Source organism: Roseateles sp. P4_D2 (genome assembly GCF_056401875.1).
Map to the genome: position 1 here is coordinate 302,897 of NZ_JBFUIM010000001.1, position 22,403 is coordinate 325,299.

At 68.6% G+C, this 22,403-nt stretch carries 17 protein-coding genes; 11 read left to right on the plus strand and 6 right to left on the minus strand.

Annotation, left to right across the window (positions count from 1 at the left end; translation table 11 throughout):
• Position 1 precedes the first annotated feature (1 nt).
• From AC1DW0_RS01395 to AC1DW0_RS01405, 3 genes are read left to right on the plus strand one after another with little or no spacing between them, the layout of a single operon-like run.
• Complete coding sequence (locus AC1DW0_RS01395) at positions 2-1,147, plus strand: ABC transporter substrate-binding protein (protein WP_056195248.1); 1,146 nt, start codon at positions 2-4, stop codon at positions 1,145-1,147.
• Positions 1,144-3,186: a phenylacetic acid degradation bifunctional protein PaaZ gene (gene paaZ / locus AC1DW0_RS01400; RefSeq protein ID WP_457392997.1), complete on the plus strand. Its 2,043-nt coding sequence runs from the start codon at positions 1,144-1,146 to the stop codon at positions 3,184-3,186. The genes AC1DW0_RS01395 and paaZ overlap by 4 nt, the downstream gene beginning before the upstream one ends.
• 26 nt (positions 3,187-3,212) lie before the next feature.
• Positions 3,213-3,509 carry an MmcQ/YjbR family DNA-binding protein gene (locus AC1DW0_RS01405; RefSeq protein ID WP_457355892.1) on the plus strand — a complete coding sequence of 99 codons (297 nt, stop codon included), beginning with the start codon at positions 3,213-3,215 and terminating at the stop codon, positions 3,507-3,509.
• Here the strand turns inward: AC1DW0_RS01405 and AC1DW0_RS01410 are convergent.
• The gene (locus tag AC1DW0_RS01410; protein ID WP_457445723.1) at positions 3,499-4,218 is read right to left on the minus strand and encodes a C40 family peptidase; all 720 of its coding nucleotides are present in this window, start codon (positions 4,216-4,218) and stop codon (positions 3,499-3,501) included. The genes AC1DW0_RS01405 and AC1DW0_RS01410 overlap by 11 nt on opposite strands.
• A gap of 237 nt (positions 4,219-4,455) precedes the next feature.
• Here AC1DW0_RS01410 and AC1DW0_RS01415 point away from each other — a divergent pair, with 237 nt between their 5' ends.
• Positions 4,456-6,348: a propionate--CoA ligase gene (locus tag AC1DW0_RS01415; RefSeq protein ID WP_477944632.1), complete on the plus strand. Its 1,893-nt coding sequence runs from the start codon at positions 4,456-4,458 to the stop codon at positions 6,346-6,348.
• A gap of 65 nt (positions 6,349-6,413) precedes the next feature.
• Positions 6,414-8,384, plus strand: coding sequence for a M3 family metallopeptidase (locus AC1DW0_RS01420; RefSeq protein WP_457392991.1), 1,971 nt, complete (start codon positions 6,414-6,416; stop codon positions 8,382-8,384).
• Here the strand turns inward: AC1DW0_RS01420 and AC1DW0_RS01425 are convergent, their stop codons facing one another.
• Complete coding sequence (locus AC1DW0_RS01425) at positions 8,385-8,864, minus strand: hemerythrin domain-containing protein (protein WP_477944635.1); 480 nt, start codon at positions 8,862-8,864, stop codon at positions 8,385-8,387.
• A gap of 43 nt (positions 8,865-8,907) precedes the next feature.
• Entirely contained in the window at positions 8,908-10,305 is a 1,398-nt protein-coding gene (gene argH, locus AC1DW0_RS01430; protein ID WP_457445720.1) for an argininosuccinate lyase, read from the minus strand.
• An 87-nt stretch (positions 10,306-10,392) separates the two neighbouring features.
• On the opposite strand from argH, the gene AC1DW0_RS01435 reads away from it, so the two are divergent.
• The 3 genes from AC1DW0_RS01435 to AC1DW0_RS01445 are packed head-to-tail and all read left to right on the plus strand — an operon-like array spanning position 10,393 to position 13,573.
• The gene (locus AC1DW0_RS01435) at positions 10,393-11,502 is read left to right on the plus strand and encodes a sensor histidine kinase (protein WP_477944637.1); all 1,110 of its coding nucleotides are present in this window, start codon (positions 10,393-10,395) and stop codon (positions 11,500-11,502) included.
• Positions 11,499-12,341: a LytR/AlgR family response regulator transcription factor gene (locus AC1DW0_RS01440; RefSeq protein WP_457445719.1), complete on the plus strand. Its 843-nt coding sequence runs from the start codon at positions 11,499-11,501 to the stop codon at positions 12,339-12,341. Before AC1DW0_RS01435 ends, AC1DW0_RS01440 begins: the two co-directional genes overlap by 4 nt.
• A gap of 35 nt (positions 12,342-12,376) precedes the next feature.
• Complete coding sequence (locus AC1DW0_RS01445; protein WP_477944639.1) at positions 12,377-13,573, plus strand: hypothetical protein; 1,197 nt, start codon at positions 12,377-12,379, stop codon at positions 13,571-13,573.
• A 169-nt stretch (positions 13,574-13,742) separates the two neighbouring features.
• On the opposite strand, the gene AC1DW0_RS01450 is transcribed toward AC1DW0_RS01445, so the two are convergent.
• Positions 13,743-14,537 carry an alpha/beta fold hydrolase gene (locus tag AC1DW0_RS01450; RefSeq protein ID WP_477944641.1) on the minus strand — a complete coding sequence of 265 codons (795 nt, stop codon included), beginning with the start codon at positions 14,535-14,537 and terminating at the stop codon, positions 13,743-13,745.
• A gap of 230 nt (positions 14,538-14,767) precedes the next feature.
• Between AC1DW0_RS01450 and AC1DW0_RS01455 the strand changes: the two genes are divergently transcribed.
• Entirely contained in the window at positions 14,768-15,838 is a 1,071-nt protein-coding gene (locus tag AC1DW0_RS01455; protein ID WP_477944643.1) for an outer membrane lipoprotein, read from the plus strand.
• Positions 15,839-15,869: 31 nt separating this feature from the next.
• Here the strand turns inward: AC1DW0_RS01455 and ppc are convergent, their stop codons facing one another.
• Both ppc and AC1DW0_RS01465 read right to left on the minus strand, forming a co-directional pair.
• Positions 15,870-18,668, minus strand: a complete 2,799-nt coding sequence (gene ppc, locus AC1DW0_RS01460) for a phosphoenolpyruvate carboxylase (RefSeq protein WP_056195280.1) — start codon at positions 18,666-18,668, stop codon at positions 15,870-15,872.
• Positions 18,669-18,758: 90 nt separating this feature from the next.
• Entirely contained in the window at positions 18,759-19,994 is a 1,236-nt protein-coding gene (locus AC1DW0_RS01465) for a cytochrome-c peroxidase (protein ID WP_477944646.1), read from the minus strand.
• A 104-nt stretch (positions 19,995-20,098) separates the two neighbouring features.
• On the opposite strand from AC1DW0_RS01465, the gene AC1DW0_RS01470 reads away from it, so the two are divergent.
• Entirely contained in the window at positions 20,099-21,601 is a 1,503-nt protein-coding gene (locus tag AC1DW0_RS01470; RefSeq protein ID WP_477944648.1) for an ATP-binding protein, read from the plus strand.
• The gene (locus AC1DW0_RS01475; protein ID WP_056195288.1) at positions 21,598-22,287 is read left to right on the plus strand and encodes a response regulator; all 690 of its coding nucleotides are present in this window, start codon (positions 21,598-21,600) and stop codon (positions 22,285-22,287) included. The genes AC1DW0_RS01470 and AC1DW0_RS01475 overlap by 4 nt, the downstream gene beginning before the upstream one ends.
• Positions 22,288-22,403 lie beyond the last annotated feature (116 nt).

A 22,403-nucleotide genomic window follows, 5' to 3' on the forward strand; every position in this document is an offset into this window, starting at 1 on the left:
CATGAAGCGATTCAAGCAACTCGCCCTGGCCCTGGCGGCCACGCTGAGCCTGGCGGCCCAGGCTGACATCACCGTCGGCGTCACGTTGTCGGCCACCGGCCCGGCGGCCTCGCTCGGGATCCCGGAGAAGAACACCGTCGCCCTGATGCCGACCACCATCGGCGGCCAGAAGGTCCACTACATCGTGCTGGACGACGCCTCCGACACGACGACGGCCGTCGCCAACACGCGCAAGCTCATCACCGACAGCAAGGTCGACATCGTCATCGGTTCCACCGTCACGCCCAATTCGCTGGCGATGATCGATGCGGTGTCAGAAGCGCAGACGCCGATGATCTCGATGGCCGCTTCGGCACGCATCGTCGAGCCTGTCGACGCGAAAAAGCGCTGGGTCTTCAAGACGCCGCAGAACGACATCATGATGGCGCTGGCCATCGTGACCCACATGGTCGACAACGGCATCAAGACGGCCGGCTTCATCGGCTTTGCCGACGCCTATGGTGAAGGCTGGTGGGGCGAGTTCAACAAGATCGCTGCGACGAAGAAGCTCAACGTCGTCGCGAGCGAACGCTACAACCGCACGGACACGTCGGTCACCGGCCAGGTGCTCAAGCTGGTAGCCGCCAAGCCCGACGCCATCCTGATCGCCGGCTCGGGCACGCCCGCCGCGCTGCCGCAGAAGGCGCTCAGGGAGCGCGGCTATGCCGGCAAGATCTATCAGACCCATGGCATCGCCAACAACGACTTCCTGCGGGTCGGCGGCAAGGATGTCGAAGGCACGCTGCTGCCCGCTGGCCCGGTGCTCGTCGCGGCCCAGCTGCCGGCCGACCACCCGGTGAAGAAGAGCGCCCAGGACTACATCGCCAAGTACGAGGCCGCCCACGGCAAGGGCTCGGTCTCGACCTTCGGTGGCCATGCCTGGGACGCCGGCTTGCTGCTCGCCGCCGCCGCGCCCGAGGCGCTGAAGAAGGCCCAGCCCGGCACGCCGGCCTTCCGCGCCGCGCTGCGCGATGCGCTGGAAAACGTGAAGAACCTGGCCGGCGCGCATGGCGTCTACAACATGTCGTCAGGTGACCACCTGGGCCTGGACCAGCGCGCTCGCGTGATGGTGCAGATCGAAAACGGCGCTTGGAAACTCATCAAGTGAGTACGCTTCAAAGTTACATCGCCGGCCGCTGGGTCGGTGAACGAGCGGCCAAGCCACTGGCCAGCGCGATCAACGGCCGCGTGGTTGCGCATACGCATGAAGAGGGCCTGGACTTCGCCGAGGCCATGGCCTTCGCGCGCGGCACGGCCCTGCCTGGCCTGTTGCGCACGCACTTCCAGGACCGCGCCCGCGTGCTGAAGGCGTTGGCCGCCTACCTGATGGAGCGCAAGGAAGAGCTGTACGCGATCAGCGCCCACACCGGTGCGACGCGCAGCGACTCCTGGATCGACATCGAGGGCGGCATCGGCACCTTGTTTGCCTACGCCTCCATCGGCGGCAAGGACCTGCCCAGCAGCAATGTGCTGCACGAGGGCCCGGCCATGCGGCTGGGTGCCAACAACCACTTCATCGGCAGCCATGTGATGGTGCCCAAGCGGGGCGTGGCCCTGCACATCAACGCCTTCAACTTCCCGATGTGGGGGATGCTGGAGAAGTTCGCGCCGAGCTTCCTGGCCGGCATGCCTTGCCTGGTCAAGCCTGCCACGGCCACCAGCTATGTCGCCGAGGCCTGCGTGCGCGTCATCGTGGATTCCGGCCTCGTGCCCGCCGGCGCGCTGCAGCTCATCATCGGCGGCACGGGCGATCTGTTCGAGCGCCTGGACGAGGCCGACGTGGTCACCTTCACCGGCAGCGCCGACACCGCGCTGATGCTGAAGGCCCACCCGAACCTGCTGAAGAAGAGCATCCCCTTCAACGCCGAGGCCGATAGCCTGAACTGCGCCATCCTCGCGCCCGACGTGACGCCGGATGACCCGGAGTTCGACCTATTCATCAAGGAGGTGGCGCGCGAGATGACGGCCAAGGCCGGCCAGAAGTGCACGGCCATCCGCCGCACCATCGTGCCCGCCAACCGCATCGATGCGGTGGCCACTGCACTGAAGGCGCGCTTGTCCAAGACGGTGGTGGGTGACCCGGCTGTCGAAGGCGTGCGCATGGGCGCGCTGGCCAGCAAGGCGCAGCAGGCCGACGTGGCCGAACGCGTGGCCCAACTGGCCAAGAACTGCGAGCTGCTGCTGTCCGGGCGCGACGGTTTTGCGCCCAAGGGCGAAGGTGTCAGCGACGGCGCGTTCTTCGCCCCGACGCTGCTGCTGGCCCGCGACTCGGCTGCGAGCGACGCCCACCACCTGGAAGCCTTCGGCCCGGTGACGACGCTGCTGCCCTATGGCGATTTCGAGGAGGCCCTGCACCTGGCAACGCTGGGCCGCGGCAGCCTCGTCGGCACCATCTGCACGAAGACGCCGGCGCTCGCTGCGCAAGCTGTGCCGACCTTTGCCGCCTGGCATGGCCGCATGCTGGTGCTGGACCGCGAAGCCGCGCTGGAGAACACCGGCCATGGTTCGCCGCTGCCCAAGCTCAAGCACGGCGGCCCCGGCCGCGCGGGCGGCGGCGAGGAACTGGGCGGCCTGCGCGCCGTGAAGCACTACCTGCAGCGCTGCGCCGTGCAGGGCTCGCCGACGATGATCTCGGCTATCACCGGTGAGTACCAGCGCGGCGGCGCAGTCACCGAGAGCGACATCCATCCCTTCCGTCGCTACTTCGAGGACGTCGAGGTGGGCATGAGCCTGCTGACGCATCGCCGCACGGTGGGCGAGGCCGACATCGTCGCCTTTGGTGGCCTGTCGGGCGACTACTTCTACATGCACTTCGACGAAGTGGCGGCCAAGGAATCGCCCTTCGGCAAGCGCATCGCCCACGGCTACTTCGTGCTGTCGGCCGCGGCAGGCCTGTTCGTCAGCCCGGCGCCGGGCCCGGTGCTCGCGAACTACGGCTTGGAGAATCTGCGCTTCGTCACGCCCGTGGCGATCGGCGACACCATCCAGGCACGCCTGACCGCCAAGCGCAAGATCGACCGCCCGCCGCGCGACGACCAGCCCGCGCAAGGCGTCATCGGCTGGGACGTGGCCGTGACCAACCAGCGTGACGAGCTCTGCGCGAGCTACGAAATCCTGACCTTGGTGGCCAAGCGCATCGCGGGATGAACGCAGCGCAGGCCCGAGCAATCGCCTTGGGCCTGCCCGGTGCGGTCGAAACGCCTCATCACGAACTGACGTCCTTCCGGCTGCCAGGCGCGAAAGGCAAGATCTTCGCGACGATGACGCCCGACGGCGCGGAGCTGCGCGTCTTCATCAAGGACGAGGATTCGCGCGATGCGTGGATCGATCGTGAGGCCGGCGTCGTTGAGCCGCTGTTCTGGGGCGCCAGACGCTGCGGCGTGAAGCTGCTGCTCGCGAAAGCCAAGCTGGGCTGCGTCAAGGAGTTGCTCTCGCAGTCCTGGCGCGAGAACGGCGGAGTCAGCGCGTGACCGGGCCTTCGCCGGCTGCCGCCTTCAGGTCTGCGCGGCGTGCGCCCGTGAAGCGCTTGGCCCAGTAGGAATCGCGCATGTCTTCCACCCGCACGGCGCTGCCGGTGCGCGGGGCGTGGATGAACTTGCCTTCGCCGACATAGATGCCCACATGGCTGAAGGTGCGCTTCATCGTGTTGAAGAACACCAGGTCGCCAGGCTTGAGTTCGTTCTGGTGGATGGGCAGCAGGCTGCTGTCCTTGGCCTGTTCGTCGGCGCGGCGCGGCAGCACCAGGCCCACGCTCATCTCGAAGATGTGGCGGGTGAAGCCGCTGCAGTCAAAGCCGTTCTCGACCGAATTGCCGCCGCGCGTGTAGCGCACGCCGAGGAAGTTCATGGCCGACAGCACCAGGTCGGACGCGGTGTCGCGCACGCTGGCCAGCAGGCGAGATGACCCGCCCGATTCAGCGCTGGCCAGCAGGCCGCGTTCGCTGAGGAAGCGGCTGACGGCATCCTGGGCCGTTGCGGGCTTGGTGGCGCCTGCCGGCTGGGTGTTGGCCTTGTCCGTGGCGGCCTGCTGCTGCAGGCTCTGGCCGTAGGCTCCCGTCATCGTGCCTGGTGGCGGCGTGACTGTCGCGGCCTGGGCCACGCCTTGCGCATGCGCAGCAAAGCTGGCGGCCAGGAGGCCGGCAACAGCGATGCGGTTCAGCAGGGCAGCAGACAAGGGCATTCAGGAAGAGAGAAACCGGGGCGGACCGTGGGCGGTCGCGATAGCGGAGTGGGACAGCGGCGCGGAGGTTAGGGGGGCACCCTGGCACCGTCAATCGAAGCGGACGTAAAGCGCGCGATTTTCAGGGCAAACCCCGGCTTGGCCGACGGTGAACCCCGTAAAAACCCTGCAATTCATCACGCCAAGGTGTTGCGAAAGGTCAGATTGCCGTCAGTGCCTCGGATTCACACTCCCCGCATGACCAAGTCCTATGCCGAATTCCACAGACGATCGTTGAGCGAGCGCGACGCCTTCTGGGCCGAGCAAGCCAGGCGCATTGATTGGCAGACGCCACCGCAGCAAATCTGTGATGCAAGCAACCCACCGTTCGCACGTTGGTTCGTCGGTGGCACGACCAATCTCTGCCACAACGCGGTGGATCGGCATGCCGCCACGCGGCCCGACGACCGTGCGCTGATCTGGGTGTCGACCGAAGTCGGGCAGGAAAAGGTCTACAGCTTTGCCGAACTGCAGGCTGAGGTCGAGGTGATGGCCGCCATGCTGGTCGCGCAGGGGGTGGGCGCCGGCGACCGCGTGCTGATCTACATGCCCATGATTCCGGAGGCCGCGTTCGCGATGCTGGCCTGTGCGCGCATCGGCGCCATCCATTCGGTCGTGTTCGGAGGCTTCGCATCGGTCAGCCTGGCCAGCCGCATCGAGGACGCGACGCCGAAACTCATCGTCAGCGCCGACGCGGGCAGCCGCGCCGGCAAGACGCTGCCCTACAAGCCGCTGCTCGACGAGGCCATTCAGTTGTCCGCGCACAAGCCGGCCGCGGTGCTGATGGTGGACCGCGGCCTGGTGCCCTTTGAGCGTGTGGCTGGCCGCGACCTGGACTACGCCGCGCTGCGCCGCCAGCATGCCGACGCCTGCGTGCCCTGCGTCTGGCTCGAGTCCAACACGCCAAGCTATACCCTCTACACCAGCGGCACGACAGGCAGGCCCAAGGGCGTGCAGCGGGACGTCGGCGGCCATGCGGTGGCGCTGGCCACCAGCATGGACTGGATCTTCGGTGGCAAGCCGGGCGAGACCTATTTCTCCACCAGCGACATCGGCTGGGTCGTGGGCCACAGCTATATCGTCTACGGGCCACTGATCGCCGGCATGGCGACGCTGATGTACGAGGGCACGCCGGTCAACCCTGACGCAGCCGTGCTGTGGAGCCTGGTCGAGAAATACAAGGTGACCGTCATGTTCAGCGCGCCGACGGCGGTGCGCGTGCTGAAGAAGCATGACGCCGCGCTGCTCAAGCGCCACGACCTCTCGTCGCTGCGTGCGCTCTTCCTGGCCGGTGAACCGCTGGACGAGCCCACGGCAAGCTGGATCGCCGACGGTCTTGGCGTCCCGATCATCGACAACTACTGGCAGACCGAGACCGGCTGGCCGCTGCTGACGGTGGCCCACCACATCCCGGGTGTCGAAGCCGTGCCGACGCGCCTGGGCTCGCCCGGCGTGGCGATGTATGGCTATGACGTGAAGCTGCTCGACGAGAACACCGGCGCCGAGCTCACCGAGCCCAACCAGAAGGGCGTGCTCGTCATCGAGCATCCGCTGCCGCCGGGCACGTTGCAGACGGTCTGGGGCGACGACGCGCGCTTCGTCAACACCTATTGGAAGAGCGTGCCGGGCCGCGAGCTGTACTCCACCTTCGACTGGGGCCTGCGCGATGCCGACGGCTACACCTTCATCCTCGGCCGCACGGACGACGTCATCAATGTGGCCGGCCACCGCCTGGGTACGCGTGAGATCGAGGAATGCATTTCGGGCCACAAGGCGGTGGCCGAGGTCGCCGTCGTCGGCGTGGCTGATCAACTCAAGGGCCAGGTCGCCATCGCCTTCGTGGTGTTGCGCGACCCCGGCCAAGCCTCGCTCGCGCTGGAGGGCGAGGTCATGAAGCATGTCGACGCCCAGCTGGGTGCGGTGGCGCGGCCGGCGCGCGTCTACTTCGTGACGCTGCTGCCCAAGACGCGATCGGGCAAGCTGCTGCGCCGCGCGCTGCAGGCTGTGGCCGAGGGGCGTGATCCGGGCGACCTGACGACGCTGGACGATCCGAGCGCATTGATCCAAGTAAAAACCCTGCTGCAGAAATAGGGGAGTGCCGAACGGCTGACGCCGATCCGGCCGAGAGAATCGCGCCCTTCCCACAAGGAGACGCGATGAAACCCGTCCTGACCACGCTCGCCACCCTGGCGCTGATCGCCGCCGCGCAGGCTCAACCCAAGCTGCCGGCCCCCAATTTCCCGACCTTCGGCAGCGTCGCCGATGTGCAGGCCCGCTGCGACACCGGCCTCAAAGGCGCCAGGCAGCGCGTTGCGCAGCTGGAGAAGCGCAAGGTCGACGCTGGCTGGCTGGCCGCCTATGACGACCTGACCGTCTATCTGGAGGACAACCAGGGCCCCAATGACTTCGTCCTCAACGTCCATCCGACCAAGGCCGTGCGCGACGCCGCCCAGGCCTGCTCGCTGCGCTGGGCCGACTTCGGTTCCAGCTTCGGCCAGAACGAGAAGGTCTACCGCGCGCTGCAGAAGGCGCCCAAGAAGGACGCCATCGATGCCGAGCTGGTGCGCCTGGCCTCGGGCCAGTTCGAGGACAGCGGCGTGGCCTTGGCCCATGCCAAGCGCGAGCGCGCCAAGCAGATCCTGGACAAGCTGACCGAGCTGGACCAGCAGTTCAACAAGAAGATTCGCGACGCCGGCACGCGCGTGGCCTTCACCGAGGCCGAACTCAAGGGTGTGCCGGCCAGCGTCTGGGAAAAGGCCAAGCGCGACGAGCAGGGCCGCATCCTGCTGGGCGTGGACTACCCGAGCTACGTGCCGGTCATGCGCAGCGCCGAGAGCGGCGAGGCGCGCCAGCGCATGTGGCTGGCCAAGGTCAACGAGGGCGGCCAGGGCAACCTTGACCTGCTGGCGCAGATCGTCACGCTGCGCGGCGAGTACGCCAAGCTGTTCGGCTTCGACAACTATGTCGACTTCAACCTGCGCCGCCAGATGGCCAAGGATGGCACGACGGCGACGCGCTTCCTCGACTCCGTGACCGATGCCGTCAACGCCCGTGAGAACACAGAGCTGCAGGAGCTGCGTGCCGACAAGGCCAAGCACCTGGGCACGCCGCTGGAGCAGACCAAGGTCGAGCGCTGGGACGCCACCTTCTACAGCGAGCGCGTCAAGCTGCAGAAGTTCAGCGTCGATCAGAATGCCTTCCGCCCCTACTTCCCGCCCCAGGCCAGCCTGGAGTTCTCGATGCACATCATCGAGAAATTGATGGGCGTGAAGTACCAGCGCATCGACAACAAGCTCTGGCAGGACGAGGCCCAGACCTATGTCGTCAGCGACGCCGCTTCGGGCAAGCCCATCGCGCAGCTCTACGTCGACCTCTACCCGCGCGACGGCAAGTACAACCACGCGGCCGTCTGGCCGCTGCGCGGCAGCGCGACGCGCATTGGCCGCACGCCGGTGGCGGCGCTCGTCGTCAACTTCGACCGCAACGGCCTGACGCTGGACGAGGTCGAGACCCTGCTGCACGAGCTGGGCCATGCGGTGCATGTGAACCTGTCCAGCACGCGCTATGCGGCTACTGCGGGCACCAGTGTCATGCATGACTTCGTCGAGGCGCCGTCGCAGATGCTGGAGGACTGGGTCTATGACAAGAAGGTGCTCAAGCTGATGCAGGAGGTCTGCCCGACCTGCAAGCCCGTGCCGGACGCGATGGTGGACCAGGCCGAGGCCGCCAAGCACTACGGCAAGGGTGGCCAGTTCGGCCGCCAGCATCTGTATGCCAGCTACGACATCACGCTGCACCAGCAAGCCAAGCCCGAACCCATGCCGCTGTGGGCCAAGATGGAAGGCGCCACGCCGTTGGGCCACGTGCAGGGCACGATGTTCCCGGCCGGCTTTGCCCATATCGCCGGCAGCTATGGCGCCGGGTACTACGGCTATTTGTGGAGCCTGGTCGTCGCCATGGACCTGCGCACGGCGTTTGCGGCCGACAAGCTGAGCCCCGAAGTCGGCAAGCGCTACCGCGACCTGGTGCTGGGCCAGGGCGCACAGAAGCCGGCGCCGGAGCTGGTCAAGGACTTCCTCGGCCGCGAGTCCAACTCGCAGGCGTTCTTCGAGTACCTGAAGAAGTAGTCAGGCGCAGCTACCGCCCGAGCCACAGCTGTGGCTCGCGGCGGTTTCTGCCGCCAGTTCGCGGCATTCGCCCGTCACCGGGTCGAAGCCGCGCTGCTCCATCGTGAACACCAGGGCCGCGTCCATCATCTCGGCGTGCTGGGGGAACCAGCCGGCCAGCTCCGTGCGCAGGATGTTCAGCGGTTCGCGGTCGTCCAGCTCATTGGCATAGCGCAGCGCCTCGCGCATCACGTTCAGCACCATGGCGTGCTGGCTGGCATGGCAGTTCTGCGCCTCGAAGCCGCAGCGCGCCATCCAGTCCTCCTCCATCGCGAAGTGAGCCTCGGTGTGAGCCAGCAGCGCGTGGTAGGCGGGCAGGGCGTCGATGCCGGCGTCCAGTGCGGCGCCGAAGGCGTTCAGCAGGCCGACGAACTCTTCGTGGGTCGTGTCCAGCGTAGGCTGGTTCAGGACCAGTTTGTCGGTCCAGGCAAGCGTAGTCATGCGGGGATGCTAGTGAGGCGCGACAAGGGCGTGTTGAGCCAGCTCAAACCAGCCGCGCGCGGTGGCGGGCCACCTGGGCGCGAACCTGGGCCGGCGCCGTGCCGCCCAGCACATTGCGGGCGTTCAGCGAGCCCTCCAGCGACAGCACGTCGAACACATCGGCCTCGACGCGGGCATCGAAGGTCTTCAGTTCTTCAAGCGTCAGCGCGGCCAGGTCCACGCCCTTGGCCGTCGCCGTCTTCACCGCATGGGCGACCACCTCGTGCGCATCGCGGAAGGCCACGCCCTTCTTGACGAGGTAGTCGGCCAGGTCGGTCGCGGTCGCATGGCCCTTCAGCGCCGCGGCGCGCATGGCTTCGGGCTTGACGGTCAGGCCGGCCAGCATGTCGGCAAAGATGCGCAGCGTGTCCTTCAGCGTGTCCACCGTGTCGAACAAGGGCTCCTTGTCTTCCTGGTTGTCCTTGTTGTAGGCCAGGGGCTGGCCCTTCATCAGCGTGACGAGGCCGACGAGGTGGCCGACAACGCGGCCCGTCTTGCCGCGCGCCAGTTCGGGCACGTCGGGGTTCTTCTTCTGCGGCATGATCGACGAGCCGGTGCAGAAGGCGTCGGGCAGGGCGATGAAGCCGAAGTTCTGGCTCATCCACAGGATCAGCTCCTCGGACAGCCGCGAGATGTGCAGCATCACCAGCGTGGCGGCCGACGAGAACTCGATCGCGAAGTCGCGGTCGCTCACCGCATCCAGGCTGTTCTGGCACACGCCCTCCATGCCCAGCGTCTTCGCGACGCGCTCGCGGTCCAGTGGATAGCTGGTGCCGGCCAGCGCGGCCGCGCCCAGCGGCAGGCGGTTGACGCGCTTGCGCGTGTCCCCCATACGCTCGGCATCGCGGGCAAACATCTCCACATAGGCCAGCAGGTGGTGGCCGAAGCTGACCGGCTGCGCCACCTGGAGGTGCGTGAAGCCGGGCAGGATGACATCGGCATGCTCGCTGGCCTTTTCCACCATCACGGTCTGCAGAGCCTTGAGCAGGCCGCTGATCTCGTCGATCTCGCCGCGCAGCCACAGGCGCACGTCGGTCGCGACCTGGTCGTTGCGGCTGCGGCCGGTGTGCAGTCGCTTGCCGGCAATGCCGACGCGCTCGGTCAGCCGCGCCTCGATGTTGAGGTGCACGTCCTCCAGGTCCAGCTTCCACTCGAACTGGCCGGCCTCGATCTCGGCGGCGATCTCGTTCAGGCCGCGCTGGATGGCGTCGTGATCCTCGGCGCTCAGGATGCCCTGGGCCGCCAGCATCTCGGCATGAGCGAGGCTGCCGGCGATGTCGGCCCGCCACAGGCGCTGGTCGAAGCCGACGCTGGCCGTGTAGCGCTTGACCAGATCGCTCATCGGCTCTGAGAAGAGGGCGGACCAGGCTTGGGACTTATTCGCGAGTTGGTTGTCTGACATGACTGAGATGAGGCGGGCGGCGGAATTCAGCGCGCAAAATGCAGGCGCAGCCCGGGATTATCGAACGCCAACAAATCCGAGCCCCACATGCCCTTCTTCAAGCGTCGCGCGCCAGCGCACCACAGCGTCTGGCACGAGTCCATGCAGCTCAGCCAATGGCTGGGCTTCGCGGCCACCGAGCTGCCTGAACTGCCCGAGCTCAACAAGGCGCCGCTGCTGGACCCGACGCGCGCCTTCGATGTCTGCCACGTTGGCCTGGTGCTGCGCGCCGTGCTTGGCGTGCAGCTGTTGCTGGCCCTGGGGGGAGCGGTCGTCGCGCGCGATGCCGGCCAATGGCTGACGCTGACGGCCAACGGCACGGTCGTGACGATGTTCGCCGTGCTGTCCTGGCTGCTCGTCGTCTGCGCGGCCAAGCGGCTGTGGCCGCGGCTGCCCGAGCCGGTGCAGTGGGGCGCACTGATGCTGCTCGGCGCCGTCGGTGCCCTGATGGGCTTTGGCCTTCTGAGCCTGACGAGCGAAGACCCGGCCGGCGCCTGGCGCATCGCCAGCATCGCCGTCTGCGGCGCCAGCGGCGCGGCCCTGCTGCTGGCCTGGCTCAAGATGCGCGAGCACACCCAGCGCCCGGCCGACGCCCTGGCCCAGCTTGTCGAGCTGCAGTCGCGCATCCGGCCGCACTTCCTGTTCAACACGCTGAACAGCGCCATCGCTCTCGTGCAGATCGACCCGGCGCGCGCCGAGAGCGTGCTGGAGGATCTTGCCGAGCTTTTCCGCGTGGCCCTGGCCGACGCCAGCGCCTCGGTCACGCTGGCCGAGGAGGTCGAGCTGGCGCGCCGCTACCTTGCCATCGAACAGATCCGCTTCGGCAAGCGGCTGCGCATCGTCTGGCATCTGGATCCCGAGGCGAACAGCGTGCGCGTACCGCCGCTGCTGCTGCAGCCGCTGGTGGAGAACGCCGTGCGCCATGGTGTCGAGCCCAATGACGAGGGCGGCGAGCTGGAGGTCACCACGATGCGCCGCGGCGCCGAGGTCGAGATCCGCATCGTCAACACCGTCGGCGGGCCGACGCGAACGGCCGGCCATGGCCTGGCCCTGCGCAATGTGCGCCAGCGGCTGAAGCTGATGCACGATGTCGCGGCTCGCTTCGAGATCGAATCCACCGAGCAGCGCTTTTCCTTGCGTATCCTGGTGCCGTTATGACCACAGCCCTGCGCGTCCTCCTCGTCGACGACGAACCCTTGGCCCGGCTGCGCCTGCGCGGTCTAGTCGACGCCATCCAGGAACCGCGCTGCGAGGTCGTCGCCGAGGCGGCCACCGGTTCCCAGGCCGCGGCCTGGCTGCGCGAACATGGCTGCGACATCGTGCTGCTGGACGTGCAGATGCCCGGCGCCGACGGCCTGCAGCTCGCCGACAGCCTGGCCCAGCGTCAGGCGGATCAGCCCGGCCTGCCGGCGCCGCTGATCATTTTCGTCACGGCCCATGCCATGCATGCGCTGCGCGCCTTCGAACTCGACGCGCTGGACTATCTGACCAAGCCCGTGCGCCGCGAGCGCTTGCAGGCCGCCCTGGCCCGCGCCGCGCAGCGCCTGGCCGAGCGGGGCGCCGCCCAGGCCCAGCAGCCGTTGGACACGCCCGGCGCGCCCGGCGCTCCTGATATGGCTGACTTCGTCACGCTGACCGACCGGGGCCGCCTGCTGCGCGTGCCGATCGCGGAGGTGCTGTATTTCAAGGCCGAACTGAAATACCTGACGCTGCGCACCGCCAGCGAAAGCCATGTGATGGACGGGGCCCTGTCCGACCTGGAGCAGCGCTTCGGCGAGCGCTTCCTGCGCGTGCACCGCAACGCGCTGGTGGCGCGCTGGGCCGTGCGCGAACTGGAGCGCCACGCGCCGACATCCTTCGGTGAGCTGGATGGCGGTGACTCCGCCGAGGTGGCCGACAGCTGGGCGGTGCGCGTCGTCCATGTCGACGAATGGCTGGCCGTGTCGCGCCGCCAGGTGGCGGCGGTGCGCGAGGCACTGGCGGGGCAGGCGCGTTGAGGCGAGGCAGGAGGTGGCTGGCGTTGGGCCTGCTGATGTTGGCGACTGCCGGCGGCCTGGCCGGGTGGCGGGTGTGGCGGCCACCGCAGCCCAGCTCGGCGGCGCCAGTCGCCGCGCCATCGGTCGCGGCCAGCTCGACGCCGGTGCCAGCGCTGGCGACTGCGGCCGCGCGGTCCATCGCGGCCTCCGCGGTGCAGCCACAGGCCAGCGGGCCGGCGGGCGCCGAGTCGAAGGAATTCGTCGAGGTCTGCGGCTTCGGCCGGGTGAAGCGTGCCGACATGGATGGCAAGAGCGAGGAGCCGCCGCCTTGGGCGCAGGTCTGGGAGCGGCAGGCCGAGGAGGGCAGGGCCAGCCTGCTCAGGCGTTTGGAGGCGGGTAGCCCGGGGCAGCGTATCTCCGCCGCCGTGCTGCGTGACGACGTGCAGGCGGCCGCCGCGCTCGCGGCCACGACCACCGACGCGGCAGCCTATCGCCTGGCACTGAGCGCCTGCCGCAACGATGCAGCCCGCCGAGTTGCTGTCGCCAGGCCGCCTTTGCCGCCGGCGTCGAATCCCAGTGGCGTGTTTCTGACAGAACCGCAGGCCCCCGGTCCTCTGCCGACGGCCTGTGCCGCACTGACCCTGGAAAGGCTGGAGCTGCTCAACCCTGGCGACGCCTGGCCCTGGCAAGCCCGCATGCAGGACAGCCAGCAGCGTGGCGACGCAGCGGGTGTTTCCCAGGCCCTCTATCAATTCGCCCAGCGTGCCCGCACGGCCCCGCCATTCAGGCCGCTATCCATCGCCATGGCCGAAGTCGCGGCGGCCGAGCCGACGCCGGAGGAGGCCATGGCTCTGATGATGGTGCTTGGGAAAGACATGGCCATCATGCAAAGCCCGCACTTCGAGATCTCGCGCGCCTGCCGCCCCGAAACGCTCGGTGATGCCAACAGGCGCCAGCTTTGCGAGCAAGCCGTGCGACGCCTGCCCGAGATGACGACGGAGCTCATCGAAGCCAGCCTGCTGTACAGGCTGGAGGAGCGCGTCGGCCTGGTGCACAGCGCCAAGGCTCTGCAGCGCGATGAGGGCAACCGGGTCCTTGAGGCGATGGCGGCAGACTCGATGCGGTGGTTGAAAGAGCCCAACTGTGGCGGCCTCAGCCGCATGGGGCGACAGCTCGCCCTGCTGGCTCGCCAGGGCGAGCTGGCCTATGCCCGCACGGTGATGAAGGACAGGCCGGCATCCGCGCCACCCTGAGGCGGCCGGCCTTGCCTATGTTGACGGCATGACTGCACGGACGCATCGCTGGTTTGGGATCGTGGCAGCCGGGGTGACGGCCTACCGGCGGCGTCGAGTGCCGGTTCGGCCGTCCTGGCGCGCATCATGGCCACGCCGCGCCAGCCAGCTTCTGCCAGCAAGGGTTGAGTCAACCTGCTGGTACCCGCTGCATCGCCCTCAGGCTCTCCAGGATCAGCGCATTGACCCGCCCCGCCTCGGCAATCGGCGCCATGTGGCCCGCGCCTTCCAGCATCTGCAGCTTCACCAGCGGCAGGCGCACTGACAGGCTCTGCGCCACGCGCCGCGCACTGGCGCGGGTGGCGCTGCCGCAGATCAGCTGCACCGGCATGCGCAGCAGGTCCAGCAGGCTGTCGCTCCATTGCGCGGCGAACAAGGCTTCGAAATGGCGGCGCACCGTCGGCATGGCTTCGGCGATACGCAGCTGCGCGGCGATGTCCATCTCGGGCCAGACGTCGCGGCCCTGCCAATAGGCGCAGAAACCGCGCGCGGCGCCGAAATCGTCGCTGCGGTCGAGTGCGGCACCCAGCGTGGCGGCGACCGTGCTGATTTCCTCCCACTCCGGCTCGTTCGGACCCAGGGCTGGCAGCACGCCGAAGGCCACGGGTTCGTACAAGGTCAGCGACAGCACGCGCTGCGGCTGCTGCAGTGCCATCTGCAGGGCGACGGCGCCCCCATAGCTGTGGCCGACGAGATGAAAGCCCTGGTTGGGTGCGAACGGCAAGCCGGCCAGCGCGCCGTTGGCTTCGACCGACAGCTGGTTGGGCATCAGCTCCGGCCAGTCGGGTCGGCCGCCATGGCCGTAGAGATCGGGCGTGTGCCACTGCCAGGCGTCACCACCCTGGGCAACGAGGCGGCGCCATTGCTTGCCGCTGGCGGCGCTGGAGTGCAGGCAGACGACGGGGGTGGCGTGGGGCTCGGTCATGGCGATCTCCGGTGTGTGGCGGCATCCTCCGGTGCCCGTGTTTCAAGCGGGCTGCGGAGGGCCGGGCGTTTGTTTCATTCGTTTCAGGCCGCCGCGCCGGAGCTCGGCGCAGGGGATCACGAACCCACTCGCATGTAGGTATGGGCCTACCCGTGAGCAGGCCGCAGGCCGATGTTTGCTGCACTGCGGTGGCGCCTAGGCTGGGGCTCCCCAATCAACAGGAGCGCGCAATGAAGCACGCCAAGCATTTCTCGGCAACGGCCCTGGCCTGCGCGCTGGTGGCCGGCACGCCCTTCCTGGCCGAGCCAGCCCAGGCGCAGCAGCGCAGCAGCCAGGTGGCGATGCTGCGCGTGACGGGCTTTGACGTCGAACAGGTCGACCGCCTCGAGCCGGGCGCCGAGCTGAACTTCACGGTCTGGGGCACGCCGGGGGCAAACGTGCTGCTGCAGATCGACGGCAGCCGGCGCACGGTGCGCCTGGACGAGACCAGCGCGGGCCGCTATCAGGGCAGCTACATCATCGGCCGCTCGGACCGCATCGGGCCGGATTCGCGGGTGCATGCCAATCTGCGCCGTGACAACCGCGTCACGACGGCGCTGCTGGGCGAAGCGCTGCAGGCGGGCTGGCCGGTGCCGGGCGAGACGGCCCTGCGGCCGGAGATCCAGTCCATGGATGTTGTGCGCGAACGCGGCCGTGGCCGCGCTGAGGCGCTGCGCTACACCTTGCGTGGCACACCAGGTGGCCAGGCCTCCGTGCTGCTGCAGGGCAGCGAGACGCGCAACATCGTCCTTGAGGAAGTTCGCCCCGGCGAATATGCCGGCACCTATGTGCTGCCGCGCGGCGCCTGGGTGGATACCGAGCGGCCTTTGACGGCCCAGTTGCGCCTGGGGGACCGCAGCGTGCGCAGCAGCGTGCCCAATGCGTATGCCAGTGTGAACCTGCCGCCGCGCCGCGCCGAGGCCTGCTATGACTGCGCGACCGTGCAGGCCGTGAATGCCGTGCAGGTCGACGGCGAGGGCCGCGTGCTGGGCACGGTGGCCGGCGGCGTGCTGGGCGCGGTGGTGGGCAGCCAGTTCGGCAAGGGCGATGGCCGCACGGCCGCGGGCGTGGCCGGAGCAGTGGGCGGCGCGCTGCTGGGCCGCGAGATCCAGAAGCGCAACAGCGAGCGCACGCAGTATGAAGTGGTGGTGCGCACGAACGACGGCCAGCAGCGCACGGTTGTCTATGCCGACCCGCCGTCTTTCCGTGTGGGCGACACGGTGCGCGTCGTTGGCGACACGCTGGCGGCCTACCAGCGCTAGCGTCCAGGCGACGCGGTCGGGGGCGTGCGCTTCAACCGGTGTTGCGCAGCCCCGCCGCAATGCCGTTGATGGACAGATGGATGCCGCGCTGCACGCGCTCCATGGCCGGGTCGTCGGCCTGGGTGCGGCGGTAGCGGCGCATCAGCTCGACCTGCAGATGGTTGAGCGGATCGATGTAGGGAAAGCGGTGCTCGATGGAGCGGGCCAGCGACGGGTTGGCCGCCAGGCGCTTGTCGTCGCCGGTGATGAGGCTCAGCGCCGCTTGCGTGAGGTCGAACTCGGCGCGGATGGCCGTGAAGATGCGCTTGCCGAGCTTCTTGTCCTCCACCAGTTCCACGTAGCGCTCGGCCAGGGCCAGGTCGGTCTTGGCCAGCACCATGTCGAGGTTGGACAGCAGCGCGCGGAAGAAGGGCCAGCCCTTGAGCATGCGCTTGAGCAGGGCCAGGTTCTTGGCGCGCTGTGCCGGCTCTTCGCCGAGGAAGGCCTCCACGCCGGAGCCGAAGCCGCACCAGCCGGGCAGGGCGACGCGGGCCTGGCCCCAGGAGAAGCCCCAGGGGATGGCGCGCAGGTCTTCGATGGCGCGCGTAGCCTTGCGTGAGGCCGGGCGTGAGCCGATGTTCAGCTCGGCGATCTCGCGGATCGGCGTGCTGGCGAAGAAGTAGTCGGCAAAGCCGGGCGTGTCGTAGACGAGACCGCGGTAGGCGTCGAAGCTTGCGTCCGACAGCGCCTGTGCGGCCTGCAAAAAGCCCTTGGGTGCACTTTGCGTCGGATGCAGCAGCGTGGCCTCCAGCGTGGCGGCCACCAGCGTTTCCAGGTTGCGCCGGCCGATCTCCGGGTGGGCGTACTTGGAGGCGATGACCTCGCCCTGCTCGGTCAGGCGGATCTGGCCGTTCACGGTGCCGGGAGGCTGGGCCAGGATGGCCTGATAGCTCGGGCCGCCGCCGCGGCCGACGGTGCCGCCACGGCCGTGGAAGAGGCGCAGCGTGATGGGGCCGACGCGCTTCAATTCGTCGAACAGCTCGACCAGCGCGATCTCGGCGCGGTAGAGCTCCCAGGACGACGTGAACATGCCGCCGTCCTTATTGCTGTCTGAGTAGCCCAGCATGATGTCCTGCTCGCCGCTCGAACGGTCCACCAGGCCGCGCACGCCGGGCAGGGCGTAGAACTCGCGCATGATGTCCGGCGCGACGCGCAGGTCGCCAATGGTCTCGAACAGCGGCACGATGATGAGGTCGCTGACCGCATACTCGGTCAGCACGCCGCGCAGCAGGCCGGTTTCCTTCAGCAGCAGGGCCACTTCCAGCAGGTCGGACACCGACTCGGTGTGCGAAATGATGTAGTGGCGCAGCGCCTCGCGGCCGAAGCGGGCCAGGGCCTCGCGGGCGGCTTCGAAGGTGGCGAGTTCGAACAGCGTCTTGTCGGTATAGCTCGCGCCGATGACGCGCAGCGGGCGGGCGTCGTTCAGCAGCTTCAGCAGCAGTTCGCGCTTGGCGGCTTCATCGAGCGCCGGGTAGTCGGCCTCGATCCGGGCCGTGGCCAGCAACTCCGCCAGCACCAGCTCGTGCTGGTCGCTGCTCTGGCGCAGGTCCAGCGTGGCGAGGTGGAAACCGAACACCTGCACGGCGCGGACCAGCGGGCTCAACCGCGGTGCGATCAGCGCTTCGGCATGGTGGCTCTTCAGCGAGGCCTCGATGATGCGCAGGTCGGCCAGCAGCTCATCGGGTGTGCGATAGGGGTCTTGCGGCGCGACGGCATGGCGCAGCGCCTCGGTGCCGGTCAGCGCATGCAGGGTGGCGGCCAGGCGGGCATACATGCCCGTCAGCGCACGGCGGTAAGGCTCGTCCATGCGATGGACGTTCTGGTCGGGGCTGCGCTCGGCGAGCTTCTGCATGTCGGCAGAGACGCCCGTCAGGTGTAGCGAGATGGACAGCTCCGCGCCCAACTCGTGCAGCTCGGTCAGGTAGTGGCGCAGCGCCACCTCACTCTGGCGCTGCATGGCGCGCTTGAGCGTCACGGCGCCGACGTTGGGGTTGCCGTCGCGGTCGCCGCCGATCCAGTTGCCCATGCGCAGGAAGCTGGGCAGTTGCTCGCCGGGCAGGTGCTCCTCCAGCTCGGCATAGAGCTTGGGAATCTGGCGCAGGAAGGTGGACTGGTAGTAGGAGAGCGCGTTCTCGATCTCGTCGGCCACCGTCAGCTTGGAGTAGCGCAGCATGCGGGTCTGCCAGAGCTGGGTGATGCGGGCGCGCAGCAGGCCCTCGGTGTCGCGCAGCTCACGCTCCGTGCCCGCGCGGTCGCGAGCTTCCAACAGGCCGGCCACGGCGCGCTCGGCGTCCAGGATGCTCTTGCGCTGCACCTCGGTCGGGTGGGCCGTCAGCACCGGCGAGATGAAGCCGCGCTTGAGCACCTCGGCGATCTCGGTCGGGCGGATGCCGGCCTCGTGCAGATGCTCCAGGCAATAGGCCAGCGAGCCGGGCTGCAGGCTGCCGGCGCGCTCGTGCACGTCGCGGCGGCGGATGTGGTGACGATCCTCGGCGATGTTGGCCAGATGCGAGAAATAGCTGAAGGCGCGGATGACGCTGACGGCCTGCTCGCCGGACAGGCTCTTCAGCAGCTTGTCGAAGCGCTTGCCGGCCTCCTTGTCGTGCTTGTGGCGATAGGCCACGGACAGCTGGCGGATGCGCTCGACGAGCTCGTAGGCCTCGCGCCCCTCCTGTTCGCGGATGACGTCGCCGAGGATGCGCCCGAGCAGCCGGATGTCGGCCACCAGCGGTTCATTCTTGTCGGCCTTTTTGTCGATCTCTTGGCGGGCAGGAGCGGCTCGTGAGGGCATGGCAGGTCGTCCGAGAAGGAATTGCTATAGGAGAAGTAACCAAGTTACCTCTCCGTGACTCTAGCAGTTTCTTCTCTGGAACGGGCCCCTTCACTGTGCTGCCGGCGCTGTCGTGAAACCGTCGCTGAGCGTGCGCAGGAAGGCGACAACGTCGGTCACGTCCTGGGCGGTCAGGGCCGGCGGCTGGCCGGCGCGCCGGAAGGGTGCGCCTTGCTGGACATTGCCGTGGTAGAGGGCGGGCAGGTCGTTATAGACCAGGGCCTGTCCGTTGACGGTCGGGTACCAGCGCGCCGGATCGAGGTCACGCGTGGCGTAGAAGGCGACGGCGTCTTCGAGCGTGGCGAAGCGGGCGTTGTGGAAGTACGGTCCCGTCAAGGCGACGTTGCGCAGCGTCGGCGTGCGGAACATGCCGCACAGGTCGGCGCGGCCAGCGAGGTCGCTGCGGGCGCACAGGCCGAGATCGAAGAAGGCCGGATTGGCGGTGGCCTGGCTCTGGTTGCGCGGCACGCCGAGGGCGTGATAGCTGAAGTTGGTGAACAGGGCGCGGTTCAGGCCTGGCTGGATTTGAACAGGCCGGCTGTCATGGCAGCTGGCGCAGTTGCCGCGCTGCGGGTCGTTGAACAGATTGAGGCCGCGCTGCTCCTGGGCGGTGAAGGTGGTGCGGCCGTCCTGGACCGCGTCGAACTTGCTTGTGAACGGATGGAACCTGGCGTCATCGGCCTGGTAGCGGGCGAGTGCGGTGACGGCGGCGTCGACCAACTGGTTGTCAGTCGCGGCGGCCGGCAGATTGGCTGCGGCACGCAGGTCGGCCGAATAGGGCAGGGCGCGCAACCGGGTTGCCAGCGCGGCGACGTCGGCATTGGCCATCTCGTCAGCATTGAACAGTGGCCCGCGCGCCTGCTCGCTGCGGTTGTTGGCGCGGCCATCCCAGAACAGCCCGCCGCGCGGCCGGCCCTGGGCGTCAAACCCAAAGGCGCCGGCCTGATCGAGGTAACGAGCGCTGGGCGAACTGCGCAGGCCCTGGTGGGTGCCGTCGGCACCACCCAGGGGCAGGAAGCTGCCGGTTGCATCCGAATGGCCGCGCGCCTCGACGTGGCAGCTGGCGCAAGCCAGCTTGCCGCTGGCGGAGAGGCTGACCTCCTCGAACAACCGGTCGCCGACCTGGGCCAGCGTCGGCACGGGAACGGGCGCTGGCAAAGGCGTGCGGGGTGGGCGCTGGGCGGCGGCATCGGCGCTGGCGTCGGCAGCGGCGCCGCCAGCGCCGCCGCCGCAGCCAGCGAGCAGGCAGAGCAGCGTTGCGGGCAGCAGGATGTGGCGGGCGGGCATGGCGGTCTCCTTCGTTGGCATGCCGCGAGCTTCCCGGCCGAGCGTGGGCCCAGCATGGAGAAACTGTGAAGGCCGGCTCCACAGTTGCCCGGCAAGATGCGCACATGCGTCTTGTCCACCAGTTGTCTCTGCTTCTCATCACCATCGCGCTGGCGGCCGTCGCGGCCGTGGCCGGTCTCGTGGTCTGGAATCTGCGTGCCGGCTTCAGTGACTATCTGCAGGCTCAGGACGGCGAGCACCTGACGCGGCTGATGGAAGCCGCCGAGCGAGACCTGGCCCGGCGCGGCGGGGCGCCGCAGGACTGGCGCCCGGCGTTGCGTGACTGGCTGGACACCGTGCGCGTGTCGACGGGGCATGGCGGTCCCGCCGAGGGACCACCGCCGGGCGGCCGGTCCGATGATCCACCGCCACCGGAGCGCGGCGATCCCGAGGGCCGCCGCCCGCCGCCTGACCCGCGCCGCGACCCACCACCGCCGCGCCGCGATCCTTCCAATTTCGGCCCACGCGTCGTTGTGCTGGCTGCCGATGGCATCACCCCGCTGGCGGGCCGCCGCGAGACGCTGGGCCGCCCCGGCCAGACCCGCGCCATCAAGCTCAATGGCCAGACGCTGGCCGTGCTGCGGCTGGCGGAACGTGCCGGGCCGGCCGAGGGGGTGGACGCCAGTTTCCTGCGACGGCAGTACATCGGCTTGGGCGTTGTGGTCGGAGGTGTCCTCATCGTGGCCTTGGTGCTGGCACGGCTGCTCGCCGTGCGCTGGGCGCGGCCATTGGCCGAGGCCCAGGTTGCGGCACGGCGGATCGCGGCGGGCGAGTTCGACGTGCGCCTGCCCGCGCCCCGCGATGGCGGCGGCGCCAGCGAGATCACAGGCCTGCACGCGGACATCAACGGCATGGCCGAGGCGCTGCAGCGACTGGAGAGCAGCCGCCAGCGTTGGATCGCCGAGCTCTCCCACGAGTTGCGCACGCCGCTGGCCGTGCTGCGTGGCGAGGTCGAGGCGCTGGTGGACGGCATACGGCCGCTGGACAGCACGGCGCTCACCTCGCTGCAGGAAGAGATCAAGCGCCTTTCCCGCCTGGTTGAAGACTTCCATCTGCTGGCCACGTCGGAGCTGCGGTCCCTGCCTTGCGAGTTCGAGCCCGTGGCGCCGGTTGCGCTGCTGCAGGCGGCCCTTGAGCGCGTCGCGCCGCGTGCCAGGGCGCGGGGCCTGGTCATCGAGGCGCCCTTGCCGCAGGTGCTGCCGGCCGCGTGCTGGGATGCGGTGCGAGTCTCTCAACTGCTGGCCAATCTGCTTGAGAACAGCCTGCGCTACACCGAAGCTCCCGGCCTGCTGCAGGTGTCGGCGCGCTCGCTGGGCACGGCCATCGAGATCCGCATCGAAGACACACCGCCCGGCGTGGCGGAGGCCGAGCTGGACCGTCTGTTCGACCCGCTCTACCGTGTCGACCCCTCGCGCAGTCGCGCCTTTGGCGGCTCGGGCCTGGGCCTGGCCATCGCCCGTGCCATCGCGCTGGCCCATGGCGGCCGCCTGCACGCCGAGGCCTCGACGCTGGGCGGCCTGGCCATGGTGCTGACACTGCCGCTCAAACCCGAGGGAAATGGCCTATGAGCGATCTCATCCTGATCGTCGAGGACGAGCCCAAGCTGGCGGCCCTGGTGCGGGACTATCTGCAGGCCGCCGGCTACCGCAGCGAATGGCTGGCCGATGGCCGCCAGGCGCTGGAGAGGCTCAAGACCGGCCCGATGCCGGCGGCGGTGCTGCTGGACGTCATGCTGCCCGGGCTGGACGGCCTGGAGGTCTGCCGCGCCGTGCGCATGTTCAGCGACGTGCCCATCCTCATCAACAGCGCCCGTGTCGAGGAACTGGACCGGCTGCTTGGCCTGGAACTGGGCGCGGACGACTACGTCTGCAAGCCCTTCAGCCCGCGCGAACTCGTGGCCCGCGTGAAGGCCCTGCTGCGCCGCGCCCAGGGACGGCTGGCGCCGGCCACACTGGTGCCGGCGGGTGGCGGCTTTGCGGTGGATGAGGCGGGCCAGCGCATCGTCTGGCAGGAGCAGGCGCTGTCGTTGACGCCGGTGGAGTTCCGCCTGTTGCGCCAGCTGCTGCAACAGCCGGGGCGCGTTTTCGAACGGTCGCAACTGCTGGACCTCATCCACGAGGACTTCCGCGACGTGTCCGACCGGGTTGTCGACAGCCACATCAAGAACATCCGCCGCAAGCTGGCGGCGCTGGAGCCAGCCCAGGAATGCATCGCTTCGGTGTACGGCGTGGGCTACCGGCTGGACCTGGCCTGAGCCTGCTTTCTCCACTGCGTTGCTTTTGGACAACTCATCACGGGCGCCGTACCTGCACTGAAACCAGAGGCACCCCTCTGGTGCCCAAGTGAACCATCTTGGGCTTTCTGTCCCCA

Coding starts and splice junctions, on each gene's coding strand:
- AC1DW0_RS01395 (WP_056195248.1), top strand. CDS start 2: ATGAAGCGATTCAAGCAACTCGCCCTGGCCCTGGCGGCCACGCTGAGC.
- AC1DW0_RS01410 (WP_457445723.1), bottom strand. CDS start 4,218: ATGCCCTTGTCTGCTGCCCTGCTGAACCGCATCGCTGTTGCCGGCCTC.
- AC1DW0_RS01415 (WP_477944632.1), top strand. CDS start 4,456: ATGACCAAGTCCTATGCCGAATTCCACAGACGATCGTTGAGCGAGCGC.
- AC1DW0_RS01420 (WP_457392991.1), top strand. CDS start 6,414: ATGAAACCCGTCCTGACCACGCTCGCCACCCTGGCGCTGATCGCCGCC.
- AC1DW0_RS01425 (WP_477944635.1), bottom strand. CDS start 8,864: ATGACTACGCTTGCCTGGACCGACAAACTGGTCCTGAACCAGCCTACG.
- argH (WP_457445720.1), bottom strand. CDS start 10,305: ATGTCAGACAACCAACTCGCGAATAAGTCCCAAGCCTGGTCCGCCCTC.
- AC1DW0_RS01435 (WP_477944637.1), top strand. CDS start 10,393: ATGCCCTTCTTCAAGCGTCGCGCGCCAGCGCACCACAGCGTCTGGCAC.
- AC1DW0_RS01440 (WP_457445719.1), top strand. CDS start 11,499: ATGACCACAGCCCTGCGCGTCCTCCTCGTCGACGACGAACCCTTGGCC.
- AC1DW0_RS01445 (WP_477944639.1), top strand. CDS start 12,377: ATGTTGGCGACTGCCGGCGGCCTGGCCGGGTGGCGGGTGTGGCGGCCA.
- AC1DW0_RS01450 (WP_477944641.1), bottom strand. CDS start 14,537: ATGACCGAGCCCCACGCCACCCCCGTCGTCTGCCTGCACTCCAGCGCC.
- AC1DW0_RS01455 (WP_477944643.1), top strand. CDS start 14,768: ATGAAGCACGCCAAGCATTTCTCGGCAACGGCCCTGGCCTGCGCGCTG.
- ppc (WP_056195280.1), bottom strand. CDS start 18,668: ATGCCCTCACGAGCCGCTCCTGCCCGCCAAGAGATCGACAAAAAGGCC.
- AC1DW0_RS01465 (WP_477944646.1), bottom strand. CDS start 19,994: ATGCCCGCCCGCCACATCCTGCTGCCCGCAACGCTGCTCTGCCTGCTC.
- AC1DW0_RS01470 (WP_477944648.1), top strand. CDS start 20,099: ATGCGTCTTGTCCACCAGTTGTCTCTGCTTCTCATCACCATCGCGCTG.
- AC1DW0_RS01475 (WP_056195288.1), top strand. CDS start 21,598: ATGAGCGATCTCATCCTGATCGTCGAGGACGAGCCCAAGCTGGCGGCC.